The sequence below is a fragment of the Aestuariispira insulae genome, from assembly GCF_003385955.1.
GTDB lineage: Bacteria > Pseudomonadota > Alphaproteobacteria > UBA8366 > Aestuariispiraceae > Aestuariispira > Aestuariispira insulae.
Window position 1 is genome coordinate 213,134 of sequence record NZ_QRDW01000006.1, and the last position, 22,862, is coordinate 235,995.

The 22,862-nt window shown below is 56.3% G+C and carries 24 protein-coding genes and 1 tRNA gene; 11 read left to right on the forward strand and 14 right to left on the reverse strand.

Annotation, left to right across the window (positions count from 1 at the left end):
• Positions 1-65: 65 nt before the first annotated feature.
• Positions 66-1,115 (reverse strand): L-threonine 3-dehydrogenase, encoded by a 1,050-nt coding sequence (tdh, locus tag DFP90_RS15465; protein ID WP_218044694.1) that lies wholly within the window; start codon positions 1,113-1,115, stop codon positions 66-68.
• 220 nt (positions 1,116-1,335) lie between these two features.
• Positions 1,336-2,469: a succinylglutamate desuccinylase/aspartoacylase family protein gene (locus DFP90_RS15470; protein ID WP_181905390.1), complete on the reverse strand. Its 1,134-nt coding sequence runs from the start codon at positions 2,467-2,469 to the stop codon at positions 1,336-1,338.
• 211 nt (positions 2,470-2,680) lie between these two features.
• Between DFP90_RS15470 and DFP90_RS15475 the strand changes: the two genes are divergently transcribed.
• Positions 2,681-3,646, forward strand: coding sequence for an exopolyphosphatase (locus DFP90_RS15475; RefSeq protein ID WP_115937411.1), 966 nt, complete (start codon positions 2,681-2,683; stop codon positions 3,644-3,646).
• 143 nt (positions 3,647-3,789) lie between these two features.
• Positions 3,790-5,799 (forward strand): hydantoinase/oxoprolinase N-terminal domain-containing protein, encoded by a 2,010-nt coding sequence (locus tag DFP90_RS15480; RefSeq protein ID WP_115937412.1) that lies wholly within the window; start codon positions 3,790-3,792, stop codon positions 5,797-5,799.
• A 116-nt stretch (positions 5,800-5,915) separates the two neighbouring features.
• Here the strand turns inward: DFP90_RS15480 and DFP90_RS15485 are convergent, their stop codons facing one another.
• Positions 5,916-6,647 carry a glycosyltransferase gene (locus DFP90_RS15485; protein WP_181905391.1) on the reverse strand — a complete coding sequence of 244 codons (732 nt, stop codon included), beginning with the start codon at positions 6,645-6,647 and terminating at the stop codon, positions 5,916-5,918.
• A 297-nt stretch (positions 6,648-6,944) separates the two neighbouring features.
• Here DFP90_RS15485 and DFP90_RS15490 point away from each other — a divergent pair, with 297 nt between their 5' ends.
• Positions 6,945-7,919, forward strand: coding sequence for a hypothetical protein (locus tag DFP90_RS15490; RefSeq protein ID WP_115937414.1), 975 nt, complete (start codon positions 6,945-6,947; stop codon positions 7,917-7,919).
• A gap of 92 nt (positions 7,920-8,011) precedes the next feature.
• Positions 8,012-8,857, forward strand: a complete 846-nt coding sequence (locus tag DFP90_RS15495; RefSeq protein WP_115937415.1) for a type 2 periplasmic-binding domain-containing protein — start codon at positions 8,012-8,014, stop codon at positions 8,855-8,857.
• Between the two features lie 69 nt (positions 8,858-8,926).
• On the opposite strand, the gene DFP90_RS15500 is transcribed toward DFP90_RS15495, so the two are convergent.
• The 5 genes from DFP90_RS15500 to folE form a co-directional block, all read right to left on the reverse strand.
• Entirely contained in the window at positions 8,927-9,403 is a 477-nt protein-coding gene (locus DFP90_RS15500) for a DM13 domain-containing protein (RefSeq protein WP_115937416.1), read from the reverse strand.
• A gap of 113 nt (positions 9,404-9,516) precedes the next feature.
• Positions 9,517-9,753, reverse strand: coding sequence for a DUF2188 domain-containing protein (locus DFP90_RS15505; protein WP_115937417.1), 237 nt, complete (start codon positions 9,751-9,753; stop codon positions 9,517-9,519).
• 146 nt (positions 9,754-9,899) lie between these two features.
• The gene (bmt, locus tag DFP90_RS15510; RefSeq protein WP_218044695.1) at positions 9,900-10,931 is read right to left on the reverse strand and encodes a betaine--homocysteine S-methyltransferase; all 1,032 of its coding nucleotides are present in this window, start codon (positions 10,929-10,931) and stop codon (positions 9,900-9,902) included.
• 49 nt (positions 10,932-10,980) lie between these two features.
• The gene (locus DFP90_RS15515; RefSeq protein ID WP_115937419.1) at positions 10,981-12,270 is read right to left on the reverse strand and encodes an O-acetylhomoserine aminocarboxypropyltransferase; all 1,290 of its coding nucleotides are present in this window, start codon (positions 12,268-12,270) and stop codon (positions 10,981-10,983) included.
• A 246-nt stretch (positions 12,271-12,516) separates the two neighbouring features.
• On the reverse strand, positions 12,517-13,116 hold the full coding sequence (gene folE, locus DFP90_RS15520) for a GTP cyclohydrolase I FolE (RefSeq protein WP_115937420.1): 600 nt from the start codon (positions 13,114-13,116) through the stop codon (positions 12,517-12,519).
• A gap of 206 nt (positions 13,117-13,322) precedes the next feature.
• On the opposite strand from folE, the gene DFP90_RS15525 reads away from it, so the two are divergent.
• Positions 13,323-13,772, forward strand: a complete 450-nt coding sequence (locus DFP90_RS15525; RefSeq protein ID WP_115937421.1) for an iron-sulfur cluster assembly scaffold protein — start codon at positions 13,323-13,325, stop codon at positions 13,770-13,772.
• Entirely contained in the window at positions 13,753-14,013 is a 261-nt protein-coding gene (gene yidD / locus DFP90_RS15530; protein ID WP_115937422.1) for a membrane protein insertion efficiency factor YidD, read from the forward strand. Before DFP90_RS15525 ends, yidD begins: the two co-directional genes overlap by 20 nt.
• Positions 14,014-14,031: 18 nt before the next feature.
• Here yidD and DFP90_RS15535 read toward each other — a convergent pair whose 3' ends face one another.
• Both DFP90_RS15535 and DFP90_RS15540 read right to left on the reverse strand, forming a co-directional pair.
• Positions 14,032-14,841, reverse strand: a complete 810-nt coding sequence (locus DFP90_RS15535) for a substrate-binding periplasmic protein (protein ID WP_181905392.1) — start codon at positions 14,839-14,841, stop codon at positions 14,032-14,034.
• A gap of 79 nt (positions 14,842-14,920) precedes the next feature.
• Positions 14,921-15,409: an Lrp/AsnC family transcriptional regulator gene (locus tag DFP90_RS15540; RefSeq protein WP_115937448.1), complete on the reverse strand. Its 489-nt coding sequence runs from the start codon at positions 15,407-15,409 to the stop codon at positions 14,921-14,923.
• A gap of 145 nt (positions 15,410-15,554) precedes the next feature.
• Between DFP90_RS15540 and phhA the strand changes: the two genes are divergently transcribed.
• Positions 15,555-16,406: a phenylalanine 4-monooxygenase gene (gene phhA, locus DFP90_RS15545; protein WP_115937449.1), complete on the forward strand. Its 852-nt coding sequence runs from the start codon at positions 15,555-15,557 to the stop codon at positions 16,404-16,406.
• A gap of 97 nt (positions 16,407-16,503) precedes the next feature.
• Positions 16,504-16,580 (forward strand) — tRNA-Arg (locus DFP90_RS15550).
• Positions 16,581-16,720: 140 nt separating this feature from the next.
• Here the strand turns inward: DFP90_RS15550 and DFP90_RS15555 are convergent.
• Positions 16,721-18,058: a hypothetical protein gene (locus DFP90_RS15555; RefSeq protein ID WP_181905393.1), complete on the reverse strand. Its 1,338-nt coding sequence runs from the start codon at positions 18,056-18,058 to the stop codon at positions 16,721-16,723.
• Between the two features lie 186 nt (positions 18,059-18,244).
• Here DFP90_RS15555 and DFP90_RS15560 point away from each other — a divergent pair, with 186 nt between their 5' ends.
• Genes DFP90_RS15560 through DFP90_RS15570 form a run of 3 tightly spaced genes read left to right on the forward strand, consistent with a single transcriptional unit; the run spans position 18,245 to position 20,214 of the window.
• Positions 18,245-19,060, forward strand: a complete 816-nt coding sequence (locus DFP90_RS15560) for a lipoprotein N-acyltransferase Lnb domain-containing protein (protein WP_115937425.1) — start codon at positions 18,245-18,247, stop codon at positions 19,058-19,060.
• Positions 19,061-19,120: 60 nt separating this feature from the next.
• Positions 19,121-19,675 (forward strand): helix-turn-helix domain-containing protein, encoded by a 555-nt coding sequence (locus DFP90_RS15565; RefSeq protein WP_115937426.1) that lies wholly within the window; start codon positions 19,121-19,123, stop codon positions 19,673-19,675.
• A gap of 8 nt (positions 19,676-19,683) precedes the next feature.
• On the forward strand, positions 19,684-20,214 hold the full coding sequence (locus tag DFP90_RS15570) for a GNAT family N-acetyltransferase (RefSeq protein ID WP_115937427.1): 531 nt from the start codon (positions 19,684-19,686) through the stop codon (positions 20,212-20,214).
• Positions 20,215-20,225: 11 nt separating this feature from the next.
• On the opposite strand, the gene DFP90_RS15575 is transcribed toward DFP90_RS15570, so the two are convergent.
• The 3 genes from DFP90_RS15575 to bfr (DFP90_RS15585) all read right to left on the reverse strand — a co-directional run bounded on the left by DFP90_RS15575 (position 20,226) and on the right by bfr (DFP90_RS15585) (position 22,082).
• Entirely contained in the window at positions 20,226-20,963 is a 738-nt protein-coding gene (locus DFP90_RS15575; RefSeq protein WP_115937428.1) for a substrate-binding periplasmic protein, read from the reverse strand.
• A 156-nt stretch (positions 20,964-21,119) separates the two neighbouring features.
• Positions 21,120-21,605: a bacterioferritin gene (bfr, locus tag DFP90_RS15580; protein WP_115937429.1), complete on the reverse strand. Its 486-nt coding sequence runs from the start codon at positions 21,603-21,605 to the stop codon at positions 21,120-21,122.
• Between the two features lie 12 nt (positions 21,606-21,617).
• A complete protein-coding gene (bfr, locus tag DFP90_RS15585; RefSeq protein WP_115937430.1) occupies positions 21,618-22,082 on the reverse strand; it encodes a bacterioferritin in 465 nt (154 codons plus the stop codon).
• Positions 22,083-22,862 lie beyond the last annotated feature (780 nt).

The following is a 22,862-nucleotide window of genomic DNA, read 5'->3' on the forward strand; positions in this document are numbered from 1 at the left end:
TCGGGCAACCCGCCAATGGCGGCTTCCAAGGGATTTCTTAGCAGGCCCCGCCGGTCAAGCGCCCGTTACTCCCAATCCAGGATCACCTTACCGCTCAGACCGGATTTCATCGCGGCAAATCCCTCACGGAATTCATCCACTCCGAACCGGTGCGTGATCACCCGTGAGACATCCAGACCATTTTGCAGCATGGCGATCATCTTGTACCAGGTTTCAAACATCTCACGGCCATAAACCCCTTTGATGGTGATCGCCTTAAAGACGATCCGCGACCAATCCACCGGTGATTTTCCGGGCGGAATGCCCAGCAAGGCAATCTTACCGCCCATAACCAGGTTTTCGACCATCTGATCCAGCGCCGCCTGGCTGCCGGACATTTCCAGCCCGACATCAAACCCCTGTTTCATGCCCAATTCATGGGTCACATCCGCCAGGTCTTCACGGCTCACATCAACGGTCCGCAGGTTTTTCACCACATCTTCCGCCAGTTTTAACCGATCCGGATTGATATCGGTCAGCACCACATGGCGCGCACCCGCATGGCGTGCGACCGCCGCCGCCATGATTCCGATCGGCCCGGCCCCGGTGATCAGGACATCCTCCCCCAGCAGATCAAAGCTCAGCGCGGTGTGGACCGCATTACCCAGGGGATCGAGAATCGCGCCAATCTCATCCGGGATATCATCGGGCAGCGGCACCACATTGAAAGCAGGCAAGCGCAGATATTGGGCAAAAGCCCCCTGGACATTCACCCCGATGCCGCGGGTGCCCGGATCCAGATGGAACTTGCCCGAGCGGCTCTGGCGGCTCTCATGGCCGATCAGATGGCCTTCACCGGAACAGCGCTGCCCGATGGTGAGGCCTTCCACATCACTGCCGATCTCGACAATCTCACCGGCAAATTCATGGCCGACAATCATCGGCACCGGCACCGTATGGGCGGCCCAGTCGTCCCAGTTCCAGATATGGATATCGGTCCCGCAGATCGCTGTTTTATTGATTTTGATCAGCACTTCATCATGACCGATCTCCGGCACCGGCGCCTCAACCATCCACAAACCTTCAGCAGGCTGGGATTTTTCCAGGGCTTTCATAGTCGTGGGCTGGCTCATCATGCGATCCCCATATGATGGTTGGACAGGCAAGGCATCGAACACTGTAGGATGCCGTTTTCATGACTCACGTCTATCATACAGGAATTTTGTCCGCAATGGCGGATTTCCTGTTTATTGGATTAATATTTAATATTACGGATATATTGCAGCCCCCGTCAGAATGACAAAGCCCCCCGGCACGAACCGGAGGGCTAGCGTCAAATCAATGAGGGTTTAGCAGTCACGCTTCCAACAGTGCCCCTTCCTTGCGGTAGTCCAGGATATCGGATCCGGCCACTTTAAACACGCCGTCACCCGGCTGGACCAATCGCTGGTCCGCTCTGGCAAAGAAAATCCCCGTGGTACCAGCTTTCAACTCAATCCTGGCATTCACCCCGGTCGGATCAATCAACACCGCCAGCACATCGCCTTTTTCAACCTCTTCGCCAATGTCACGGCAATAGGAAATAAGGCCCGCCCCCGGTGCATGCACAACATCGGTCGCCTGCAGCGGGTTGGAGAAAGTCGTGCCACGCTGGGGCGATGGTTCCCCCTTCACCACGCCTTCCCGGCGCAGGAAACTCATCAAACCCGCCGCATCTTTTGCCCCGAATGCATCACTGACATCCTGACGTCCCCGAAATTCCACCGTGCAGGAGAAACAGGCATTGGGCAGATGCGCGGCCCCGTCCAATTCAGTGGCCAACTGCCACCAGGGGGACGCATTGGCTTCATCAAAGGGACCGCCCCCGGCCGTGGATTCCAGCAGGACCACCGGACAATCCAGATCCAGGGCCAGCGCATTCACCGTCTCCGCATGACGTTCATTGGCATAAAGATGCACGGTTGCCTCGCCATCGCAATGCAGGTCCAGCACATAATCCGCATCACAGGATAGCCCCATCAGAATCTTGCGTAATTCCTGCACCGGCGTTTCAGCCGCCTGGTCGGCAACCACTGTGCGGAAAGCATCGCGCACAAGGGCGGTATCCTGCGTCACATCCCCGGTTAACCTGCCCTCCAGTAACGGTTTGGCACCAGCACAAAGATCCGCCCAGTTCCGGTTGAAGTTGCCGCTACCATCAAAAGAATAGCGACCGCTTGCGGCTGCGCCGATCCGTTGATCCAAACCGATCGGGTTGGCATAGGGCACCAGGATGATCTCACCAACAATCTCACCCTTAGCGTCCGCTTCGTCCAACAGCGGGATCAAGTGCTGCAGGGCCATCATGCCCGGCCATTCATCCGCATGAAGGGCCGCTTGTATATAAACCTTTGGCCCCTGCCCTGGTGTGCCATAGCAATGCGTGATCAACATCCGCTCGGTGCCTGGCGACGGTGCCATGAGGGAGAGCCGCTGGGTTTGTCTGGACATGATCCTTGTTTCCTTTGTGATCAAATTTACCTCACCCACATAGCGACTGTGCCCCCGCCCCACAAGATATATCACAAAAACACAGCTGGTTCCCTCCCAGAAACACAACCATAAATGCTTATACACAAACAAAATTCGAACACTCATTAGTAACCAATGGTTAAGGTTCCGGGCGTATCCTGAAGGCATGGCATAGGGAGGACTGGCAACCATGGTCCACGCACTCGAAACCCCGAAAAGTGGCTTAGGCAGCGAAAACCGCTATCGCCTGGTCACAAGAAGTGACTTTGACGGTCTGGTTTGTGCGACATTGCTGCGAGAGTTGAACCTGATCGAAGAGATATTTTTCACCCATCCCAAAGACATGCAGGATGGCAAGATTGAGATTGGCGAGGGGGATATCACCACCAACCTGCCCTATGTGCCAGGTGTGCATCTGGCCTTTGACCATCATCATTCGGAAACCGTTCGCATCGGAAAACGGGACAACCACATTATTGACGCCCATGCACCATCCGCCGCCCGCGTAGTCTGGAATCATTATGGTCAGGAAAAGGCTTTCCCACGCATCGACCCCCTGATGATGGAGGCGGTCGATAAATGCGATGCCGCCCAGCTCAATCAGGATGATGTCATCAATCCGGATGGCTGGATGCTGTTAAACTATATCATGGATGCGCGTTCCGGCCTGGGCCGCTTCAAGGAGTTTCGCATCTCAAACTATGATCTGATGATGGAATTGATCGAGATGTGCCGGAACAAGCCGGTCCTGGAAATCCTGGAAGAACCTGACGTCAAAGAACGGGTCGAGGTTTATCTTTCCTCGCAGGAAAAATGCATTGACCAGTTAAAACGCTGCGCCACCGTGGATGGCAACCTGGTCCGGATTGATCTGCGCGATGAAGAGGTGATCTGGCCCGGCAACCGGTTCCTGGTCTACACCCTGTTTCCCGACTGCAATATCTCCATGCATATCCTGCCGGGGCGGGAGCCTGGCATCACGGTCTTTGCGATTGGCAAATCCATATTCAACCGCAGTTCCAACACCAATGTCGGGGAATTATGTCTGGCGTTCCACGGTGGTGGCCATGCGGCGGCCGGCACCTGCCAGGTCCCCAACGCACAGGCCGAAAAAACCGGCATGGCACTGGCCGCCAGAATCAAACTGGACGGGTAAATTCTGCCGGGAATTTTTCTGTGAGCGACAAAGCACTGACAAAAGACCGGAAAAGAAGACTGATCCGGTCTTTTTTCATTGCGCGCCCATGATCCTCTGCTTAAGTGGGATCGGATTAGAATTCTGACGATGTGGGTTAAAATATGAGCATTCTTCTGGGCATTGATACCGGTGGCACCTATACCGACGCGGTTTTGTTTGACGAGGAAAAAGGTGTTTTGCAGGCCTCCAAGAGCCTGACCACGAAGAACCGGCTCTCCGATGGGCTTCATGCCGCCGCCAAACAGGTCCTGGCCGACCAGCCCGAACTTGACCCCAAAGATATCAAGCTGATTTCCATCTCCACCACGCTGGCCACCAATGCCATCGTCGAGGATCATGGCGGTTCCGTCGGTCTGATCCTGATCGGGCAGCCCGCCGCCACCCTAGAACGCGCCGGTCTTAAAACCGTCATGGGGACCGACCCTGTAATTTTCCTGAAAGGCGGGCATAGCGCCCAGGGAGACGAAAAAGAACCGCTGGATATCGAACATGCCCGCGCCGTTATCCGCGAGCAGGCAAAGAAAGTCAGCGCCTTTGCCGTTGCCGGCTATTTCGCCGTGCGCAACCCGTCCCATGAAAAACAGATCCGCGATCTCATCCGCGAGGAATGCGGCTTGCCGGTCACTTGTTCCTACGAGCTGAGCAATGCGCTGGACGCGCCCCGGCGGGCGCTGACTGCGGTCTTGAATGCCCGTCTGGTGCCTCTGATCCAACAGTTGATCCTGGCCGTGCGCGAGTTCCAGGCGGAACTGGACCTGGATTGCCCCTTGATGGTGGTCAAGGGCGACGGTTCGCTGATTTCCGCTGATACCGCATTGCGCCGTCCGGTGGAAACCATCCTGTCCGGCCCGGCCGCCAGCGTAATCGGCGCCCAGTTCCTAGCCGGGGAAAAAGATGTGCTGATTTCCGACATGGGCGGCACCACCACCGATATCGCCCTGTTGCAGGATGGCCAGCCCGTGCTGAACAGCAACGGTGCCACCGTCAACGGCCACCGCACCATGGTCGCCGCCGTTGAGGTACATACCGTGGGCCTTGGCGGAGATAGCGAGATCAGGATCGATGACGAGAAAGAACTGACCGTCGGCCCCCGGCGCGTGGTGCCGCTCTCCCTGCTGGCCAAGGAATATGGCCATGTCATCCCAACCTTGGAAGAACAGCTGAAACGCGGCTGGCACAAAACCTATGACGGCATGTTCGCCATGCGCTTGCGCGAAATTCCAGAAGAGGCCCGTGAGAAATATTCCTGGCGTGAGCTTGCGATCTGGGACCAGTTGGAAAAAGGCCCGGTCAGCCTGGAAGAACTTTTGGGTCGCCAGTCCCCGGAACAGCCGCTGCGCCGTCTGGTGGATAAAGGCCTGGCCATCATCAGCGGCTTCACACCGTCTGACGCATCCCATGTCCTGGGCTTGCAGGATAGCTGGAACCGGCAAGCGGCAGAACTGGGCGCGGCCATCTGGGCCAAGCGCGAACGCCGCCCGAACCAGCCCTGCGCTGAAAATGCCGAGGATTTTGCCGCCCAGGTCCGCAATCTGGTGATTGTCCGCACGGCCGAGGCCCTGGTTGACAGCATGTTGGATGAAACCTTCGGCCAGATGGTGGACCAGGGCCAGGGACTGGCCAAAAAAATGATCCGCATGGCGCTGTCCGGAACGGAAAAAGCCAATAAGATCGGCATGGCGCTGACCCTGGGCCATCCTTTGATCGGTATTGGCGCACCGGCGGCCACCTATTATGCGGACGTGGCCAAACGCCTGAACACCAAATTCATCAGCCCGGATTTCGCCCATGTCTCTAACGCGGTCGGTGCGGTTGCGGGCGGTGTCAGCCAGAAGGCGGAGGTTCTGATCACCGCGCCGGAAGATCAGTTTTTCCGGGTCCACGGCTTTGGCGAGAATATTGATTTCCCCGCCCTTGAAGAAGCTGTTGAAAAGGCCACCGCCTTGGCACGGGAACGGGCGGAAAAACTGGCCATTGACGCCGGGGCGGATGATATCCATATCTCTGTTACCGAGGACCGTCGGGAAGCTACCGGCCCCGGCGGGCGCGCGATTTTCATCGAAAGCCGCCTGACCGCCACTGCCATGGGACGGCCGCAACTGGCGGAATAAACCGCTTCCTTCCCTTGAAACCAGCCACCGCCGTCACCCCGGACTTGATCCAGGGGCCAGGGCAGCATACTCACCCCCTGCTGCAGGTCCGGGATGACGAAAGTCGTTTGAAAAGCCTATTTCGTCCAGTCAGCCACCGCGCTGGGCGGTACCATCAAAAGCGCGAAAATGAGCCAGCCGGCGACTCGTGACAAACGCGCGCCCCAGCTGACCCGGGGTAGCCTTTCGCTTTCCTGAATGGCCTGGAACGGCAGCGGGATCAGATGTTTATGTCCGACCCGCCCGGCAATGGTCATACGGTCAAGCCCGCCCAGCGCCATGACACCACCCATGCGATTGAGCAAACCCCGGTGTAGGATAAAGCCCTGATGCAGAAACGGCAGGCCGGAAAATTGATTTCGCAGCTTGGAGAGCGCCCCATCCTCGCGCCGGATTTTGCCATCTTCACGCACCGCCAGCTTGCCATAGCCGGCAAATCTCTCGGCCCCCTTTTGTTCCACAAATGCCCGGACCACCGTGGACCAGCCGGGACGCAGCATGGTGCCTGCATCCAAAATCATCAGCCAGTCGCCAAAGACAATATCCAGGCCCGCCTGGATCTGCGCCGCCGGATCGGGGGCCGTTTCCAAGACACGGGCGCGCGCCTTTTGCGCATGATGAACCGTCTCGTCACCGGAACCGCCGTCAACCACGACAATATCCAGATCAAACAGGCAGGTGGCTTCCTGCAGGCTTTGTAAAATCTTTGGAAAATCTTCCCCCGCATCAAGCGCGGGGATGACAATGCCCAGGCTCGGGCATTCTGCCGCCGCGCCATTGTCACTGGTTTGCGCCTTCTGCTTCCACATCGCTTGTAACCCCTTGCAATTCCTGCCGGGAAAATCCTGCTCCGGCAATAGGATATAGTTGCCCATAGGCAAATCGTGCCTACGGTTACCAAGCGATTTGTGAGAGCATTGCGCTCTTTTCTGTTTATTGGACATTCAACTTGCAGGTGCCATGCCAAACAGCGTTTCACCCTGTATCCCGCACAAAACTTGAACTTTTCGGAAATTTGTGGCAAGAAAGCCGCCATCAAAAAAGTTTGGACCCGATATGTAGGGGTCACTGTGCCACCAATCGATATCGATTGATGCGGGGTATCTATGAAGTTGAATGCGTTCGGGCGGGCCGTGTCGGCCCTGGCCCTAGTCTTGGCTGCGGGCTGTCAAAGTGCCCAGGACCAACAGGATATTGTTGCCGATGTCTCGACCGAGACGCGGACCGTCACCGTGCACAGCGCCGACCCGGATGATATCACGCGCCTGAAAAAACAGTATGAAGGGCTATCTGCGGGTGATCGCGCGGTTCTGACCCATCTGCTGCAGGGCAAAAGCAACCAGGCAATGATCCTCAAGGATGGCCCGTCCCATGGCTTCTGGCAGGCACTGGATCAGTTCGGCCTGGCGCTGAAAGAAAAAACCGGCAACAGCCTGGTCGATGTCGGCCAGACCTACAGCCTGAACAAAGCGGCCTTTGACGCGCTGGCCCAAATCAGCGGCGTGCCCGCGGACCAATTGGCCGTGAGCGCCTATGACACGCCCTGCGGCCGGGCGAATTGCTATTATGCGGAAATGGCCTGCGGGGATGTCTTTGATTCCGCTAAAGGCGTTTTCTCCCTGCCGAAAAAGGATTACCAGCGCCTCTATCTCTATGCCATGGGCTATTTCCTGGCGACCACGGACAAGCGCCAGATCCCGGGCCAGAGCATGGGCACCAATATGGTGCTTCTGGCACGCCAATGCGCCATCACCCCGGATATCAGCCTGGTCGAGGCTCTGCGCAAAACCGCCCTGGTGGCCGAAACCACCGGGCCGGACCGGCGCAAGCCACTCTGGCCTCAAAAAACCTGTGCCCAGGTTTTCCGGGCGGGCGAACCGGCCTACCAGGGCAAAGCCAGCGAGATGCCCTATCTGATTGAGATGGTGCTGGGCTATTACAGCGCCTATGCGGGCAAAGAGACGGAAAAGGCCGTGGCGCTCGCCGCCAATAACCAGGTGCTGCCCGCACTGGTCAATCAATGCCTGGCAACGCCAAAGATGAATTTCGGCAAGGCCGTGGAGGCAACTTCCCCCTTCTGATAGGCGTCGGACCGCAGAGGCATTTGCCAGCAATTGAATATTCGGCGTATCATGTTCTGACCATTCCCGGTTATTAGGGCGGTGAGTTTTTGATGTGCGGATCCTTGGCCTCTTTAGCGCCCCTTTTCAGAATTGCCGTGATTGGCATTTTCTGCCTGATACCCTGGCAAATCGGCTTGGCTGAAGAGGCCAAAACACCACTTAAGATCGCCTCCATCGACTGGTGTCCTCAACTGTGCCAGGGCGAAGACCAGAAGGATGGGTTGGAAGGCTATATCATGGACACGGTCCGTGCATTATTCCGCGACAGCCCTTATGAGCTGCAGGTCACTGTGCTGCCCTGGTCCCGGGCGATCGGCTATACCCGGCTGGGGCGCGCCCATGCCCTGCTCTCGCCCGCAAAGGCCGAAGCCCCTGATCTGATCTATCCGGCCCATGAGATCGGCAACCAACGTATGTGTTTCTTTTCGCTGGCCTCCAACCCCTGGACCTTTGACGGACCGGAATCCCTGGAAGGGCATTTGACCGGGATTGCCGCTGATACCTCGATTGAGGAGTTAAACGATTTCATCCATACCCGCGAGGATCTGTTTAACTTTTCCACCTACGGCCCGCATTATCTGCGCAACAGCCTGAATATGTTGCGCCTCAAACGGGTCACCAGCTTCCTGTTCACCTATAATTCAACCATTTATGCCGCCAGGCGCTTTGGTATGGACCGGGATATTCGGGTCGCGGGCTGTGTCTCGCTGGCCAAAGTCTATATGGCCTTCAGCCCCAACCCGGAACTCAAAGCAGAGGTCAGCGCCATGCGCGCCTATTTCGACGTCCGCATGAAAACCTTCCTCAAAGAAGGACGTGTCGCCCCCCTGATGGCGCAATATGGCCTGCCCGACTGGACGCGCTTGGAAGTTTCCAGCGGCAAACCGGGGCTGTAAACAGGGAGGGGCGGCAGACCATATTGGCCGCCGCCCGGACACCGGCTTCCTGGGAAGGGGTAGGGGAGATCAGGAAAGCGGTGCCGCAGAGAAAAGCACGGAAAACTGTTCACACCAGATCACGACCGAGCCGGGTTTGAAGGAGAGGTCCTGGGGCAGTTGATAATTCTGGTCGCCGATATTGCCCTTCAAATTGCCCAGGCTGATCCAATTGCTGTCCAGCACGTCACGCGCCGAGGCAACATCCGCCTTTTCCACCAGATAGACTTTTAGATCCGGCCCGTTGGTCACCTGGAAATCGCTCAGCGCCATCAACTGATTGCCTGCGGGATCACGATACAAGGTAGCGGTGCCGCTGCCCTTATGGGCCGCATCACCATCCCGAAACTGTCCCACCGCCAGGGTTTCCAGGCTATCCGCCCCGGTCAGCCGTTCGGACACCTCCCGGTCAATCCACAAGGGGCTGGCCAGATACCAAAAGGCATTGCCCATGACAAAGCCGACAGCCCAGACAACAGCCACCGGAAGAAGGAGTTTTTTCCGCATCTTTCACCCATTCAAAAACATCATTGCCCCTGTCCTAAGAGAGATAGGGTGAGCGGCGTTCAACAGCAAATAACGAGTTTGTTGGGTGGGGGTGAGATCTTTACCCTATCCATTTAACCTTCCGGGGGATAAGGATCATTCCCGTGACTATCGCTCTGAGAGATTTTCCCGTCTTTGTTATGAATCTTAAGTTCTGTTTTTTGATTGCGGCTTACTTCTCTCGCAGTATCGACTGCTTCTTTTTTCGTACTATGGTGACTTGAAGCGCGATCGCTTCCACCACGTTTCACATCCCAACCGCCTTTTTCGTTGTTTGGAACGACATGATGTGTATTAGACTTTTTTGCCATTCTAATCTCCACAATTTTTGAATGAAATTCTAAACAATAATAATGCGATTCGTAGAAATGGCGTACAGAAAATCTCCATCCTCGAAACACGCAAAAAGAAAGGCTAGGAAAAATCCTAGCCTTTCATATCGTACTTCCTCTTAGCCTTACCCCCGGCGACGGCGGCGTTTCCGGCCGCCTTCTTCGTCGCCGCCACCGCCATGACCGTGGGCGCCGCCCGCAGGCATGTTGGTCAGCGCGCCCAGTTTGGCGATGATCTCATCCTGGCTGGGCTTGCCGCCCGGTGTGTAATCTTTGAGCGCATCGGCGATGGCCTTGACCACCGCGCCGTCGGACCCGCAACAGCCGCCGATGATGCGCGCGCCCGCATCACGGGCCATGCGCGCATAATCCGCCATCAGTTCCGGCGTGCCGGTAAATTCGAACTTGCCGTCCTTATATTGCGGGATACCGCAATTGGCCTTGGCCACGATCCAGGCCCCTTCCGGCACGATATCGGTCATGTCGCACAGGCTGATCACGCTTTCCGTCGCGCCCAGGCCGCAGTTGGCGCCGATCGCCGCCGGTTTCACTTCCAGGCCGCTCAGATGGGTATAGGCATCCTGCGGGGAAACCCCCATCATGGTCTTGCCCGCCGTGTCAAAGGTCATGGTGGTGACGATGGGCAGGCCGACCGTACTGGCCCCTTCTACCGCCGCCTGGCTTTCTTCGCGGCTGGACATGGTTTCAATCCACAAGACATCCGCGCCGCCATCCTTGAGGCCCCGGGCCTGCTCGGCAAACGCTTTGGCCGCATCGGCCATGGAAAGTGCGCCGACCGGTTCCAGGATCTCGCCCGTCGGGCCCATGGAGCCAGCCACCACCACCGGGCGGTCCGCTGCATCCGCCACTTTACGCGCGCGCTCGGCCGCGGCCTTATTCAGCTCATAGGTGCGATCCTGCGCGTTATGCAATTTCAAACGATGTTCGTTACAGCCAAAGCTGTTGGTCAGGATGATATCGGAACCGGCATCGACATATTCCTGATGCACGCTTTCAACCCGGTCCTGGTGATCCACATTCCACAATTCCGGTGCATCCCCGGTCTGCAGGCCGCGTTTGAACAGGCTGGTGCCCATGGCACCGTCAGCGACCAGATAGTCACGCTTTTCCAGGAGATCCAGAAACAGGTTGCTCATCAAATTCATTCCTTATGACAAATGCCAGATTACTGGCGTGTAACCTAAACTAATCCACGGCGCGGGCAAGGGCCTGATCCAGATCCGCGATCAGATCGGCGACCGTTTCCAGCCCGATGGAAAGCCTTATCACATCGGGGCCGGCCCCGGCGGCCACTTTCTGCGCATCTTCCAGTTGATTATGCGTGGTCGAGGCCGGATGGATGATCAGGGATTTAGCATCACCGATATTGGCCAGATGGCTGAACAACTCCACCGAATCCACCAGGGATATCCCCGCTTCATATCCGCCTTTCAACCCGAAGGTAAAGACCGCACCCGCCCCTTTTTCCAGATATATTTTCGCCATATCGTTGAAGGGCGAGGATTTCAAACCGGCATAAGACACCCAGGAAACGGCGGGATGCGCCTCCAGATAGCGCGCCACCTCCAACGCGTTGGCGCAATGGCGCTCCATACGCAGTGGCAGGGTTTCGATGCCGTTCAGGGTCAGAAAGGCATTCATCGGCTGCTGCGCCGGGCCCAGATCGCGCAAGCCCACCGCATGGCCATACATGGTATAAGCCAAATTGCCGAAGGTCTCGGCAAAGGTCAGGCCGTGATATTCGGGTGCCGGTTCCGAAAGGGCCGGAAATTTCCCATTCTGAGTGAAGTCAAATTTTCCTGAATCCACAACCACACCGCCCAGCGCGTTGCCCTGGCCGGAGAGAAACTTGGTGGTGGAATGGATCACAATATCCGCGCCATGTTCAAACGGCCGCAACAGATAGGGGGTGGCCAGGGTATTATCGACAATCAACGGCACGCCCGCCTCATGGGCGATATCGGCGATTTTCCGGATATCCAGCACAACCCCGCCCGGGTTGGCCAGTCCTTCGATGAAGATCGCTTTGGTCCGGTCCGTCACATTCGCGGCGAAACTCTCGGGATCTGTGGCGTCGGCGAATTTCGTGACCCAGCCGAATTTCTTGTAGGTATGGGCCATCTGGTTGATCGAGCCGCCATAGAGCCGGTTCGAGGCGATCACCTCATCCCCCGGCGCCATCAGTGGAAAAACCGCCAGGATCTGGGCCGCATGGCCGCTGGCAGTGGCCGTCGCACCAATCCCGTCTTCCAACGCCGCCATGCGCTCTTCCAGGACGGCCACCGTCGGATTGGTCAGGCGGGAATAGATAAAGCCCGGTTCCTGCAGGTTAAACAGGCTGGCCGCATGCTCGGCGCTGTCAAACACATAGGATGTGTTCTGGAAAATCGGGGTTGCGCGCGCACCGGTCGTTGCGTCCGGGGCCGCGCCCGCATGCAGGGCCAATGTCTCGAAACCGGGTTTGTCCTTAGTCATGTGATTGCCCCTCTCCTGTTACCGCTGATACCGGGTGCCATACGACCCTGGCTCCCGGATCAGGTCCGGGATGATGTGATTTCAATTACCCACTTTCGTCCCGGCCTCCGAGCCGGATCCAGGGCGGTGTACACCGTTTCCCGATTGGAAATTCGTTGCCACTTTAACAGTGGTGACGATTATTCAAACAAAAAAGGGCCGCCCGAACCGGACAGCCCCATCACAACAGTTTTGACCGACAACGCCTTATTCAATCATCGCCAGGAATTCAGCGCGGGTTTCCGGGTTGGACCGGAACACGCCCAGCATGCGGCTGGTCACGGTGGAAACGCCGGGCTTGTGAATGCCTCTTGTGGTCATGCATTGATGAACCGCATCAATCACCACGGCAACGCCCTGGGGTTTCAGAGCCTCGTTAATGGCATCAGCGATCTGGACGGTCATGATCTCCTGGGTCTGCAGGCGTTTGGCATAGGCCTCAACCACGCGGGCCAGCTTGGAGATGCCGACCACACGCTCGCTCGGCAGATAGGCCACATGGACCCGGCCAATGATCGGTGCGATATGATGTTCGCAATGGGATTCAAACGGAATGTCGCGCAGCATGACCATCTCGTCATAACCGTCAGTCTCGCCAAAGGTGCGCTGCAGAATCTCGATCGGATCCTGCTGATAGCCGACGAAATACTCGTCATAGGCTTTGACAACACGCTTAGGCGTGTCGCGCAGGCCCTCACGCTCCGGATCATCACCGGTATAGGCCAGCAACACCTTAACGGCGGCTTCGGCCTCTTCACGGGTTGGGCGATTGGCCACCAATTCCGGTTTTTTTACCGCATCAGCCATGAGTCTTGAACTTTCTGTTATTTGCGCCCGGGCGGAAAAACCCGCACAAGAAAATCAAATGCTGGGGCGATATATCATTGCAATGGGGCCCCAAGTCAACAATATGAGGTCAAAGAACTGGCCTGTGAGCGCCATTCCGCCATGTAGGGGCGGAATTTTTTCACCAGCCATGATATGATCAGGATCTGGCAATTTCCGAGGCAGCAATGCTTGAACAACTCTATAACAGCCGCATTCTTGCCTTGGCTGAATCCCTCAAGAAAGACAACCGCCTGGAGGTGGCCGATGCCAGCGCGACTTTGGACAGCCCGCTATGCGGCAGCCGAATCAAGGTGGATCTCAAGCTGGATGGCGAGGTGATCACAGACTATGGCCAGCAGGTGCGCGCCTGCGCCCTGGGCCAGAGCGCCGCCGCCATCGTTGCCAATACGGTGCGGGGCCAGACCGTCACCACAATGCGCGCGCTGCGCGACCAGATGGAAGATATGCTTAAAAATGACGGCCCTGCCCCCGATGGCGACTGGGCCGAATTGGCGGTGTTGGAACCGGCCAGGGCCCACAAGGCACGCCATGCCTCGATCATGCTGCCGTTCAACGCGATCCTGAAAGCTGTCGACGCGCAGAAGGCCGGCAAAAATGAACAGCAGCAGGCGTGACCCGATAAGCCTTTTGTTCAAGGGGCTGATTTACTTTTACCGCTATACGCTTTCCTATTTCCTGGGCCGCCATTGCCGCTATGTGCCAACCTGTTCGGCCTATGCGCTGGAAGCCATCGACCGGTTCGGACCAATCAAAGGTGGATGGCTGGGATTAAGGCGCATCGTGCGCTGCAATCCCTGGGGTGGGCATGGCTATGATCCCGTGCCGGATCACTGGCCCGGCGATCAAAACCAATAGGCCCAGCAGCCCCGCCCGCTATTCCGTCACCGGCGGTGCAATCAGCTCCCGTTCCAGTGCGGCCGGGCCATAGGTTTCCTGATAATCGGGCTGCAGCATCAATTGCCGCAATTCATCATTGAATCGCTTCATCATAGAAGCCGAGACGGTCTTCCGGCTCGCCAGGAAATGAACCGGGCTGCGGCGCAGAACATAGGCATGATCCCGCAGTTGCGACCCAATCCCCAACTGCCGTGCCTCATAAAGCTGGACCGCCGGATCGCCGATCAGCAAATCAACCCGGTTCTTCAGCACCAGCTGAAGCCCCTGCTTGTTGTTACTATAGGGGAAAATATAGTTTTGGGCGTCTTCCCTTTCACGGAAGGTCTCAAATTCCTCCCCCCAATAGGTGCCCTGGTAATAGCCGATGCGCAGCCCGAGACGCACCACATCCTCGAGGCTGTTAATGTCATACCGGCTGTCGGCCCGGACGATCATGCCGACTTTTTCATAGCGGTAGGGAATGGAAAATCGGGCAAATGCCTCCCGTTCCGGGGTGACGGAGGCATAGGGAACAATATCGAGCTTACCCTGTTCCGCATAGCTGAGGCCGCGTTTCCAGGGCAGGGTCACCATCTCATAGTCACAGCCCATGGCACGGATCACCGCCTGGACCAGTGCATTGTCAAAGCCTGACAAGTCGCCATTGTCGTCCTGCCCGCTATAGGGTCGGTAATCCGTGACATAATAGATGGAAAAAACCTTGTCGCAGGCCAGTGCCCCCCCCGCAATGGGACTGAATATAATGGCCGCCGCCAGACCAAGAATTAGGGCAACCTGCCGCGTCACTGTCCCTCTCCTTCTCACTGTTTTGGCCGAAATCCTATCAGCCAAACGTAAAGGATCGGATAACGGCGCGGTTCAACCGCTATCCGGCCGGGGACAGATGGTTCAGGGGCAGGCCGCTGTCGCCTTTCAGCACTTCCAGGACCAGGCCTGATTCCACATCCTGGACGTTGGGCAGGCGCAATAGGCGATGGGTTGCGATCCGGCCATAGTTTTCCAGATCGGTTGCATAGATCATCAGCATGAAATCCGATCGACCGGTCATGGAATAACAGGCCGTCACCTCCGGCATCGCGGTCACCGCCTCGACAAATTGCGCCACCGCCTCTTCTGCATGGTCATGCAGTTTCACCATGCAGACCGCCTGTACCCCCAGTCCCAGTTTCTTACGGTTCAGCCGGGCGGTATAGCCGTCAATCATGCCCTTTTCCTGCAAGGCCTTCACCCGGCGCAGGCAGGGGCTGGGGGCCATGCCGACCTTTTCCGCCAGGTCGACATTGCTGATCCGGCCGTCTTTTTGCAGTTCACGCAAAATGCGCACATCGGTTTTGCTGAGCCCCGAAACGGTCATGATCATCTCCAAATTCATGATTCAGGTCACAATATGACCATATTTCGCCATCATTGCCAATATCAGTCACAAAATGACCCGGCCCGGATGGTAGAATTTGCACAAGCAATAAAAACCGATAAGCCAGAACCGGGAGAAGATGGAAATGGACACGGAAAACCTGCGCGGCGATTACACCCATATGCGCGATGACTGGACGGTCGAACAGGATATGGCCGCCTACAGCGAGGCCGAACATCAGCTTTGGCGCAGGCTTTACCGCCGTCAGATCGGCCTGATGCCCGACCATGCCGCGCCTGAATTCATCGAAGGCCTGGAAAAACTGGATTGCGCCAACGGCATTCCCGACCTCGAAAAGGCCAGCGACACCCTGCAGGCGCTCACAGGTTTCCGCCTGGTGGCGGTGCCGGGCCTGGTGCCGGATGATGTGTTTTTCGATCATCTGGCCAACCGCCGTTTCCCGGTAACCGTCTGGCTGCGCGAGCCGGAGGAATTTGATTATCTGGTCGAACCCGACATTTTCCACGACTTCTTCGGCCATGTGCCGCTGCTGTCCAATCCGGTCTTTGCCGATTTCCTGGAAGCCTATGGCCGCAAGGGGCCGGAAGCGATCAAACATGGCGGGCTGAAATGCCTGGCCAGGCTCTATTGGTACATGGTGGAATTTGGCCTGATCAAAACCGATGCGGGCCTGCGGATTTTTGGCGCGGGCATCCTGTCCTCCTCCGGGGAAACCGTCCATTCCCTGACCAGTCCCGCCTCCAACCGGATCGGCTTTGACATCGACCGGATCATGCAGACCGATTACGATATCGACAGCTATCAGCAGACCTATTTCGTGATCGAGGATTACCAGGACCTATTCGACGCCAGCAAGGTGGATTTCAAACCGCTTTATGCCAAATATGCAGATAAGCCGCCATTGCATAAAAAATGCCTGCTGGATGGCGACCGCTTTTATGCCCCCGAGCCGGAAGCCCTGCCCAAGGCGGGCTGAGCCTGGCAATCCCATATCCGATCAGAAAAGCCCCCTCCCCGGTTCGCGCGCAAACAGGTTGATGCCCGGACCGGGTTGGGTTATGAAGCGGAAGTGGGGTCCCGTAGCTCAGCAGGATAGAGCGACAGATTCCTAATCTGTAGGCCACTGGTTCGAATCCAGTCGGGATCACCACCTTTTCCATGAATGACAGGTATTGCTAGGCCCAACACCTTTCCTGTTCGTTCCGTCAAAATTCCTGCTGCAGGCTTTTTCAACACCAAGCCTCCTCAAAGCACTTGAACAGCCCTCGGATCTTCCCACACCAAACCGCCTCAACGTTTCTTATGGTGCAATTGAAGAACCAACAATAGAGAGGTCATCACCATGAAAGGCCAAAGGGATAGGGCATATCGCGCGATGCCAATGCCGGTCAGCGCCACCAGCAGACAATAGCCGTGCATCAGCAGCGAGGCCGTCAGCATCACCCGGAAACGGCTCGTCATCTCTTTTCCGCGCAGCAAACTGATGATCCCAAAGACAATCACCCCCAACGCTGCGGCGGCGACTGACCAGATGGCCGGCAATATGATATAGGCCGTTTTAACCGGACGAATCACTTCCGGAAAACCGGCCCCTTCGGCAAAGGGGAGCGGCATCAGCGCCTCTTGATAATGGTTGATCTCCGCATAACTCCATGGGTGGCTTGCCACGTAGAAAGTCCATACGGAATAGAAGTTAAGCGCCACCAAGCGCACATATCCGAGGGGATTTTGCAAAAGACGTTCAACGCCGACCTTTTTCATCATTTCACTGGAGGAAATGCCGGCGGAATCTGCCGCCTGGGCGATCTCTTGACGGGCAAACTGATATTGCGCAAAAACTTCGTATTTTGCCGAGAGATAACTTTCCGCCGGTAGGGTGGGGGACGAGCGGATCAGGTCGCGCACCGGAGCAAAATCCCGTTCGACCACCTGCCATAGCTGATAGGCGGGATCATCCGCTTCAAAAGGGTTCTCCCCGTTGGAAGCAACAAGGCTTCCCTTGGCAAAGAGATGGATCGGGGCGAGAGATATTCTTGCCTCCTGCCCATGTCGGTAATGATGGGCGAGATTTTCCGCAATTAATCCTGCCACGACTGGCATGAGTGCATATAGAAGGAATTTAACCGGCCTGCTTTTGAGAAGCGGCCAATTGATCCAGAGCATCATCGGAATGATCGGCAGAAAGGCATAGGCAATCGGTTTGATCGCAATTGCCAGCGCCAAGGCGCCCCCCATGACGACGGCATGCCGAAGATCACCGTTATGAGAGACCTGACAAAGGGCAGCAAGGAAGATGACCGATAAGCTGAAAAACAGGGATTCTGTCAGGATCTGATTATGAAACTGTATCGTGAAGGGATTGAGCAAAACCAGCAAAGCCACACTCGCGGCCATCCAATTACTGTCGGTCAATTTGAGGACTGAAAAGGTAAGATAGATCGTTGCCGGTACCAGAAGCAGATGTTGGGCTATCACGACGGTGCGTAAATCCCCTCCCAACGAGAATAGGCCATGGATGAAGTAAGGATAGCCCACATTCCGAACATCGGAAAAATGGATATAGCTGGAAGAATCAGGGAATGTCACCGGTTCCAGCCCCACAAGCGAGCCGATGACCAACTGCATCATTACTGGGAGCAAGCAAACAACCCAGCGATGTTTGTCCGCAGCTGATGCCACCGTGACCTCCGTCAGTATTTTTTTATTGATTGCCTTTTTTTGTATCATCAATAGCATCAATTATCTCAAGAAAAACAAGAGATTTATTTGCCGCCAAACAGGTGGCGAGAGGAACGCGTCAGCAAACGGCCCACGATGACATTTTTCAAATTCACCCTGGCCCTGGCCGGCCTCGCGATCGCATTGCTGATCGTGATAGTCTTTTCCAAAACCCCCGCCCAGGACCGGGATTGGAAACCGGATTATCTGCGCCTGCCCGAAGTCCAGGCCGAAGGAGATCTCTACCGGATCAATCAAATCCGGGATTTCCGCTTTGCCCCTAATGGCGACATTCTCCAGAACCGCTATCTGGATCGGGAATATGATCTCACAAATCTGAAGTCCCTGTGGCTGGGCATTTCCCATTTCACCGATTATGGGATCGCCCACACCTTCCTCAGTTTCGAATTCACAAATCAGCCCCCGCTCGTGGTTTCCGTGGAAGCCCGCATGGAACAGGGCGAGAGCTATAGCCCGGTGCGCGGATTGATGCGTGAATATGAGCTGATCTTTCTACTGACCACGGAGCAGGATTCCATCGGCAGCCGCCTGCATCCGCGCGCAGAACGGGTGCTGTTTTATCCGCTGGACCTTTCGCCGCAAACGCAAAAGAACCTGTTTCGCGCCCTGATGCAGCGGGTGGCGGATTTGTCTGCAGCGCCGGAATTTTACAACACCCTGACCGACAACTGCACGTCGAGCCTGACCGCCCATGCGACCGGGCTTTCCTGGTTCCAGCGCTGGTTGGATTACCGGTTACTGCTGCCCGGTTTTTCCGACGGCCTTGCCCAGGAAGAAGGCCTGCTGCCACAGGATATCCCGCTGGAGGATTTACGCGCCCGCGCCCTGCTCAAACCGGAAAGCGCGCCCCTCGACGATCCTGGCTTCTCCGCCCTGATCCGCATGGATTGACAGAGATTTGCATTAAAGATATTCCATATCAGAGAATTATTTTCATATATGGAATAAGCGATGCCAGATGCATTCGCCACACGCCTTGCCGGGCGCCTGAAAGAGTTACGCCAGGATCGGGGTTGGTCCCTGGATCAACTGGCCGGGTCAAGCGGCGTTAGCCGGGCAACACTCTCGCGCCTGGAAAATGCCGATGTCAGCCCGACCACAGATATCCTTGGCAAACTCTGCAGCTCTTATGGCATTACCCTCACCCGCCTGATGATGTCTGTGGAACAGGTCTTCCAGCCCCATTTGCCCCGTGACGCCCAGGAAGAGTGGACGGACCAGGCCAACGGCTTTACCCGGCGCATGGTTTCACCGCCATCGGCATCCCTGGCAGCAGAAGTGATTGAAGGCCGGATCGAGCCCGACCGCCAACTCATCTATGACCGCCCGACACGCATGGGCATGGAACATCATCTGATCATGCTGGAAGGCCGGCTGGAGGTTAGCCTCGATGATGTCCGCCATTCCCTGGAGGACGGTGACTGCCTGCGTTATCTATTGAAGGATACCAGCCGTTTCCAGACCCCGCCCGACAGCGGTGCGCGCTATCTCCTGGTCTTGTTGTGAGAGATCCTATGGAAACTGCCAAGATACAAACCATTGCCCCTGATCTGCTGAACCAGCATCTGGCCGGGCTTTCAGAGATTTTGACCGCCACTGTTCTCGACGGCGCCAGTGTTGGTTTCATCCTGCCCCATGATGATGGTAAGAGCCGGGCATTCTGGACGGGATCGGTCTTCCCGGAAGTGGAAAAGGGCAACCGCCGCCTTCTGATCGCCAGCCTGGATGGCCGGGCGGTCGGCACGGTGCAGCTGATCACCGGCCTGCCGGAAAACCAGCCCCACCGGGCGGAGATTGCCAAGCTTTTGGTCCACCCGGATTTCCGGCGACGCGGCCTGGCCCGTCAATTGATGCAAGCGGCAGAGAAGGACGCGCGCACCCTTGCCAAAACCCTGTTGACGCTCGACACCCGCACCGGCGACAGTGCCGAGCCACTTTATGCGTCCTTGGGGTTTTCTGTGGCAGGCGTCATCCCCGACTATTGCCGCGCACCGGAGGAAAACCGGCTGGAGGCCACCACTTATATGTATAAAAAGTTGGTCTGAGCGACTGGCTTTCAGTTCAGATAAGCCTGATGAATCCGGTCATATTCGCCACTGGCCCGCAACCGGTCCAGGGCACCTTGCCAACGGCTGACTACCTGATCCGGGATTTCTTTCGAACAGGCGATATAGAGGGGAAACTCTATCAGCTTGACTTCCGTCTGGCGCAAAGCATCCACCGGCTGGCCCAGCTCACGCAGGGAGAAAACCATCCCCATATGCGCCAGGTTCACCACCAGATCGGCGCGCCGGTTCAAGACCTCGTTCAACTGACGGTTCTTTTCCGGGGTTGACCAGAGATTGGTAAGACCGATCTCGCCCAGCCGGTCGGCCACCAGGCCACGATGGGGAGAGACCACCCGTGCAACCCTGCGCACATCATCGAGCGAGCGAAACTGTCTTTGATCGGATTTATGCTGATAAAAATAAACCGCATCGTTTGAAAGCGGCCCGATCCATTTATATTTCCCCTCCCTTTCCGGCGTGCGGAAAAGCGAGAAATTCATGACATTGGGCAACCGGTCCAACATTGCATGGCCGCGCGCGCCGGGATAAAGGACAATGTCATGCACCTCCCCCAACTCGCCCATGATCGCCCGCACGATATCCGCAGAAAACCCCTCGACCCGGTCTGACCCGGCGTAATTATAGGGCGGCCAGTCTTCGGTGATGATCAAAAGATCGCTTTCCGCGCGCGCCGACGACAGCCATAAACTGAACAGACCACAGGCTATCGCGATTATTCTTGTCATCCTCACATCCCGCCATGAATGCCAACCAGAGACATAAGCATACTACAAAAATCACGCAAATTCACCCGCCCCCGCCCCCATTGGCTTCCCAATAAAAAAAGGGCCTCCGAAAAGGCCCTTTCTCTTTTTGTCTTTGTTCCTGATCCAACCAACCCGTCAGGTGGGGTCGCCGGAACCCATTTTGGACTGAACATAGTTTTCCAGACCCATCTTGTCGATCAGGCCCAGCTGTTTTTCCAGCCAATAGGTATGGTCTTCTTCCGTGTCTTCTAGCAGGCTGACCAGCAATTCACGGGACACATAATCCTGCTCCTTTTCACAAAGCGCGATCACCTTTTTCAGGTTGGCCCCGACCTCCAATTCATAAACCAGGTCGTTTTTCATCATGGAGGGCACATCCTTGCCGATGCGCAGCGCCTCGCGGGAGGCCACATCCGGCGTGCCTTCCAGGAACAGGATGCGCTCCACCAGGCGGGCGGCATGCTCCAGCTCTTCTTCCTGCTCATGCTTGAGCCGCTCATAGAGCTCATTGAGGCCCCAGTCATGATACATGCGGGAATGAACGAAATACTGGTCGGCGGCGGACAGTTCCCCGGTCAACAGCATATTGAGCGCGTCGATGACTTTCTTGTTACCTTTCATGGGTCCTTATCCTCAGGCCTGGGATTGCAGATAATTTTTGATGCCGGTGAGTTTGACGAGCCCCTGTTGGGTCTCCAGCCAATCCAGCCATTCCTCTTCATCCTCGATGATCTCTTCCAGCAGATCCCGGGATACGTAATCTTCCTCTGTTTCGCAAAGCGCGATGGCCTCACGCAGGGTTTTCAAGGTGGGTGTATTGAGCTGCATCTCGCATTTCAGGATCTCTTCGATATCCTCACCGATCCGGAGCTTGCCCAGATCCTGGAGATTCGGCAGCCCTTCCAGGAACAGGATACGCTCAATCAGGTCATCCGCCTGCTTCATATCCTTGATGGATTTTTTATATTCCTTCTCGCCAAAATCATCGAAGCCCCAGTCATTGGCCATGCGGGAATGCAGGAATGTCTGGTTGATCGAGATAAGTTCATTGGCGAGCACCTTGTTCAAGGCTGTGATGACCTTCTTGCTGCCCTTCATGTCTCTTCCACCTTCTTGAATTGATTATTGCGCGGCCCGGTTTTCCGCAACCGGCCAGGCCTTGGCAGAGACTATACGCCAACAGCACAGATAAGTCATTGATTTTTATGGTAATTGCAACTTATTTGCAATTACAGGGCGAGTGATTATCAGTGCCATCTTTCTTTGTTAAAAAGACGCCTTCCCGACAGCATACAGTTAGCCCGCATCCCCTTGGGACACGATGCTTTCTTAGAGAAGCTGGCGCAAAGAACAGGCCGCATTTTAAAAAAGGAAAAATCCGGGCGCGAGACCAAAGGTCTAATTAGATATGGTGCCCTGAAATTATGGGCCCAAAAGGCACCTTCCCTTCCCCTCCTTACCTTACTTGCCTGCCGGGCATAGCTGCCAAAAAACAGCCTAGAACTGATGCGAAAATTGCTCCGATCATCATCAGATCCGAAACCAGAAAAACCACCCCTCTCATATCCGAAAACTGGTCTTTTCCATCGGAGATCAACAAAACCCCACCAAATGCCCACACATGAACCACAAGTGATGCCGGACAAAATGGTATTGGACCTTCGTTTGCTTCGCTCCTCTGCGGAGGACCTGCAATTAGTCGCCATCCCAGCACGACAACCAGAGCAATGAGGCCAGCAAACAAGAACGAACGGTAGTTTTCGAAAAGACCTTCAACGCAATATGAAGTGGTCTCGGTTGTTCGGACCGTTTCGCGGCACATTTAAGGTGTATCCAGTTTGATTTTCATGCCGCCAGTTTCGTCTGTTCGTGATCCCA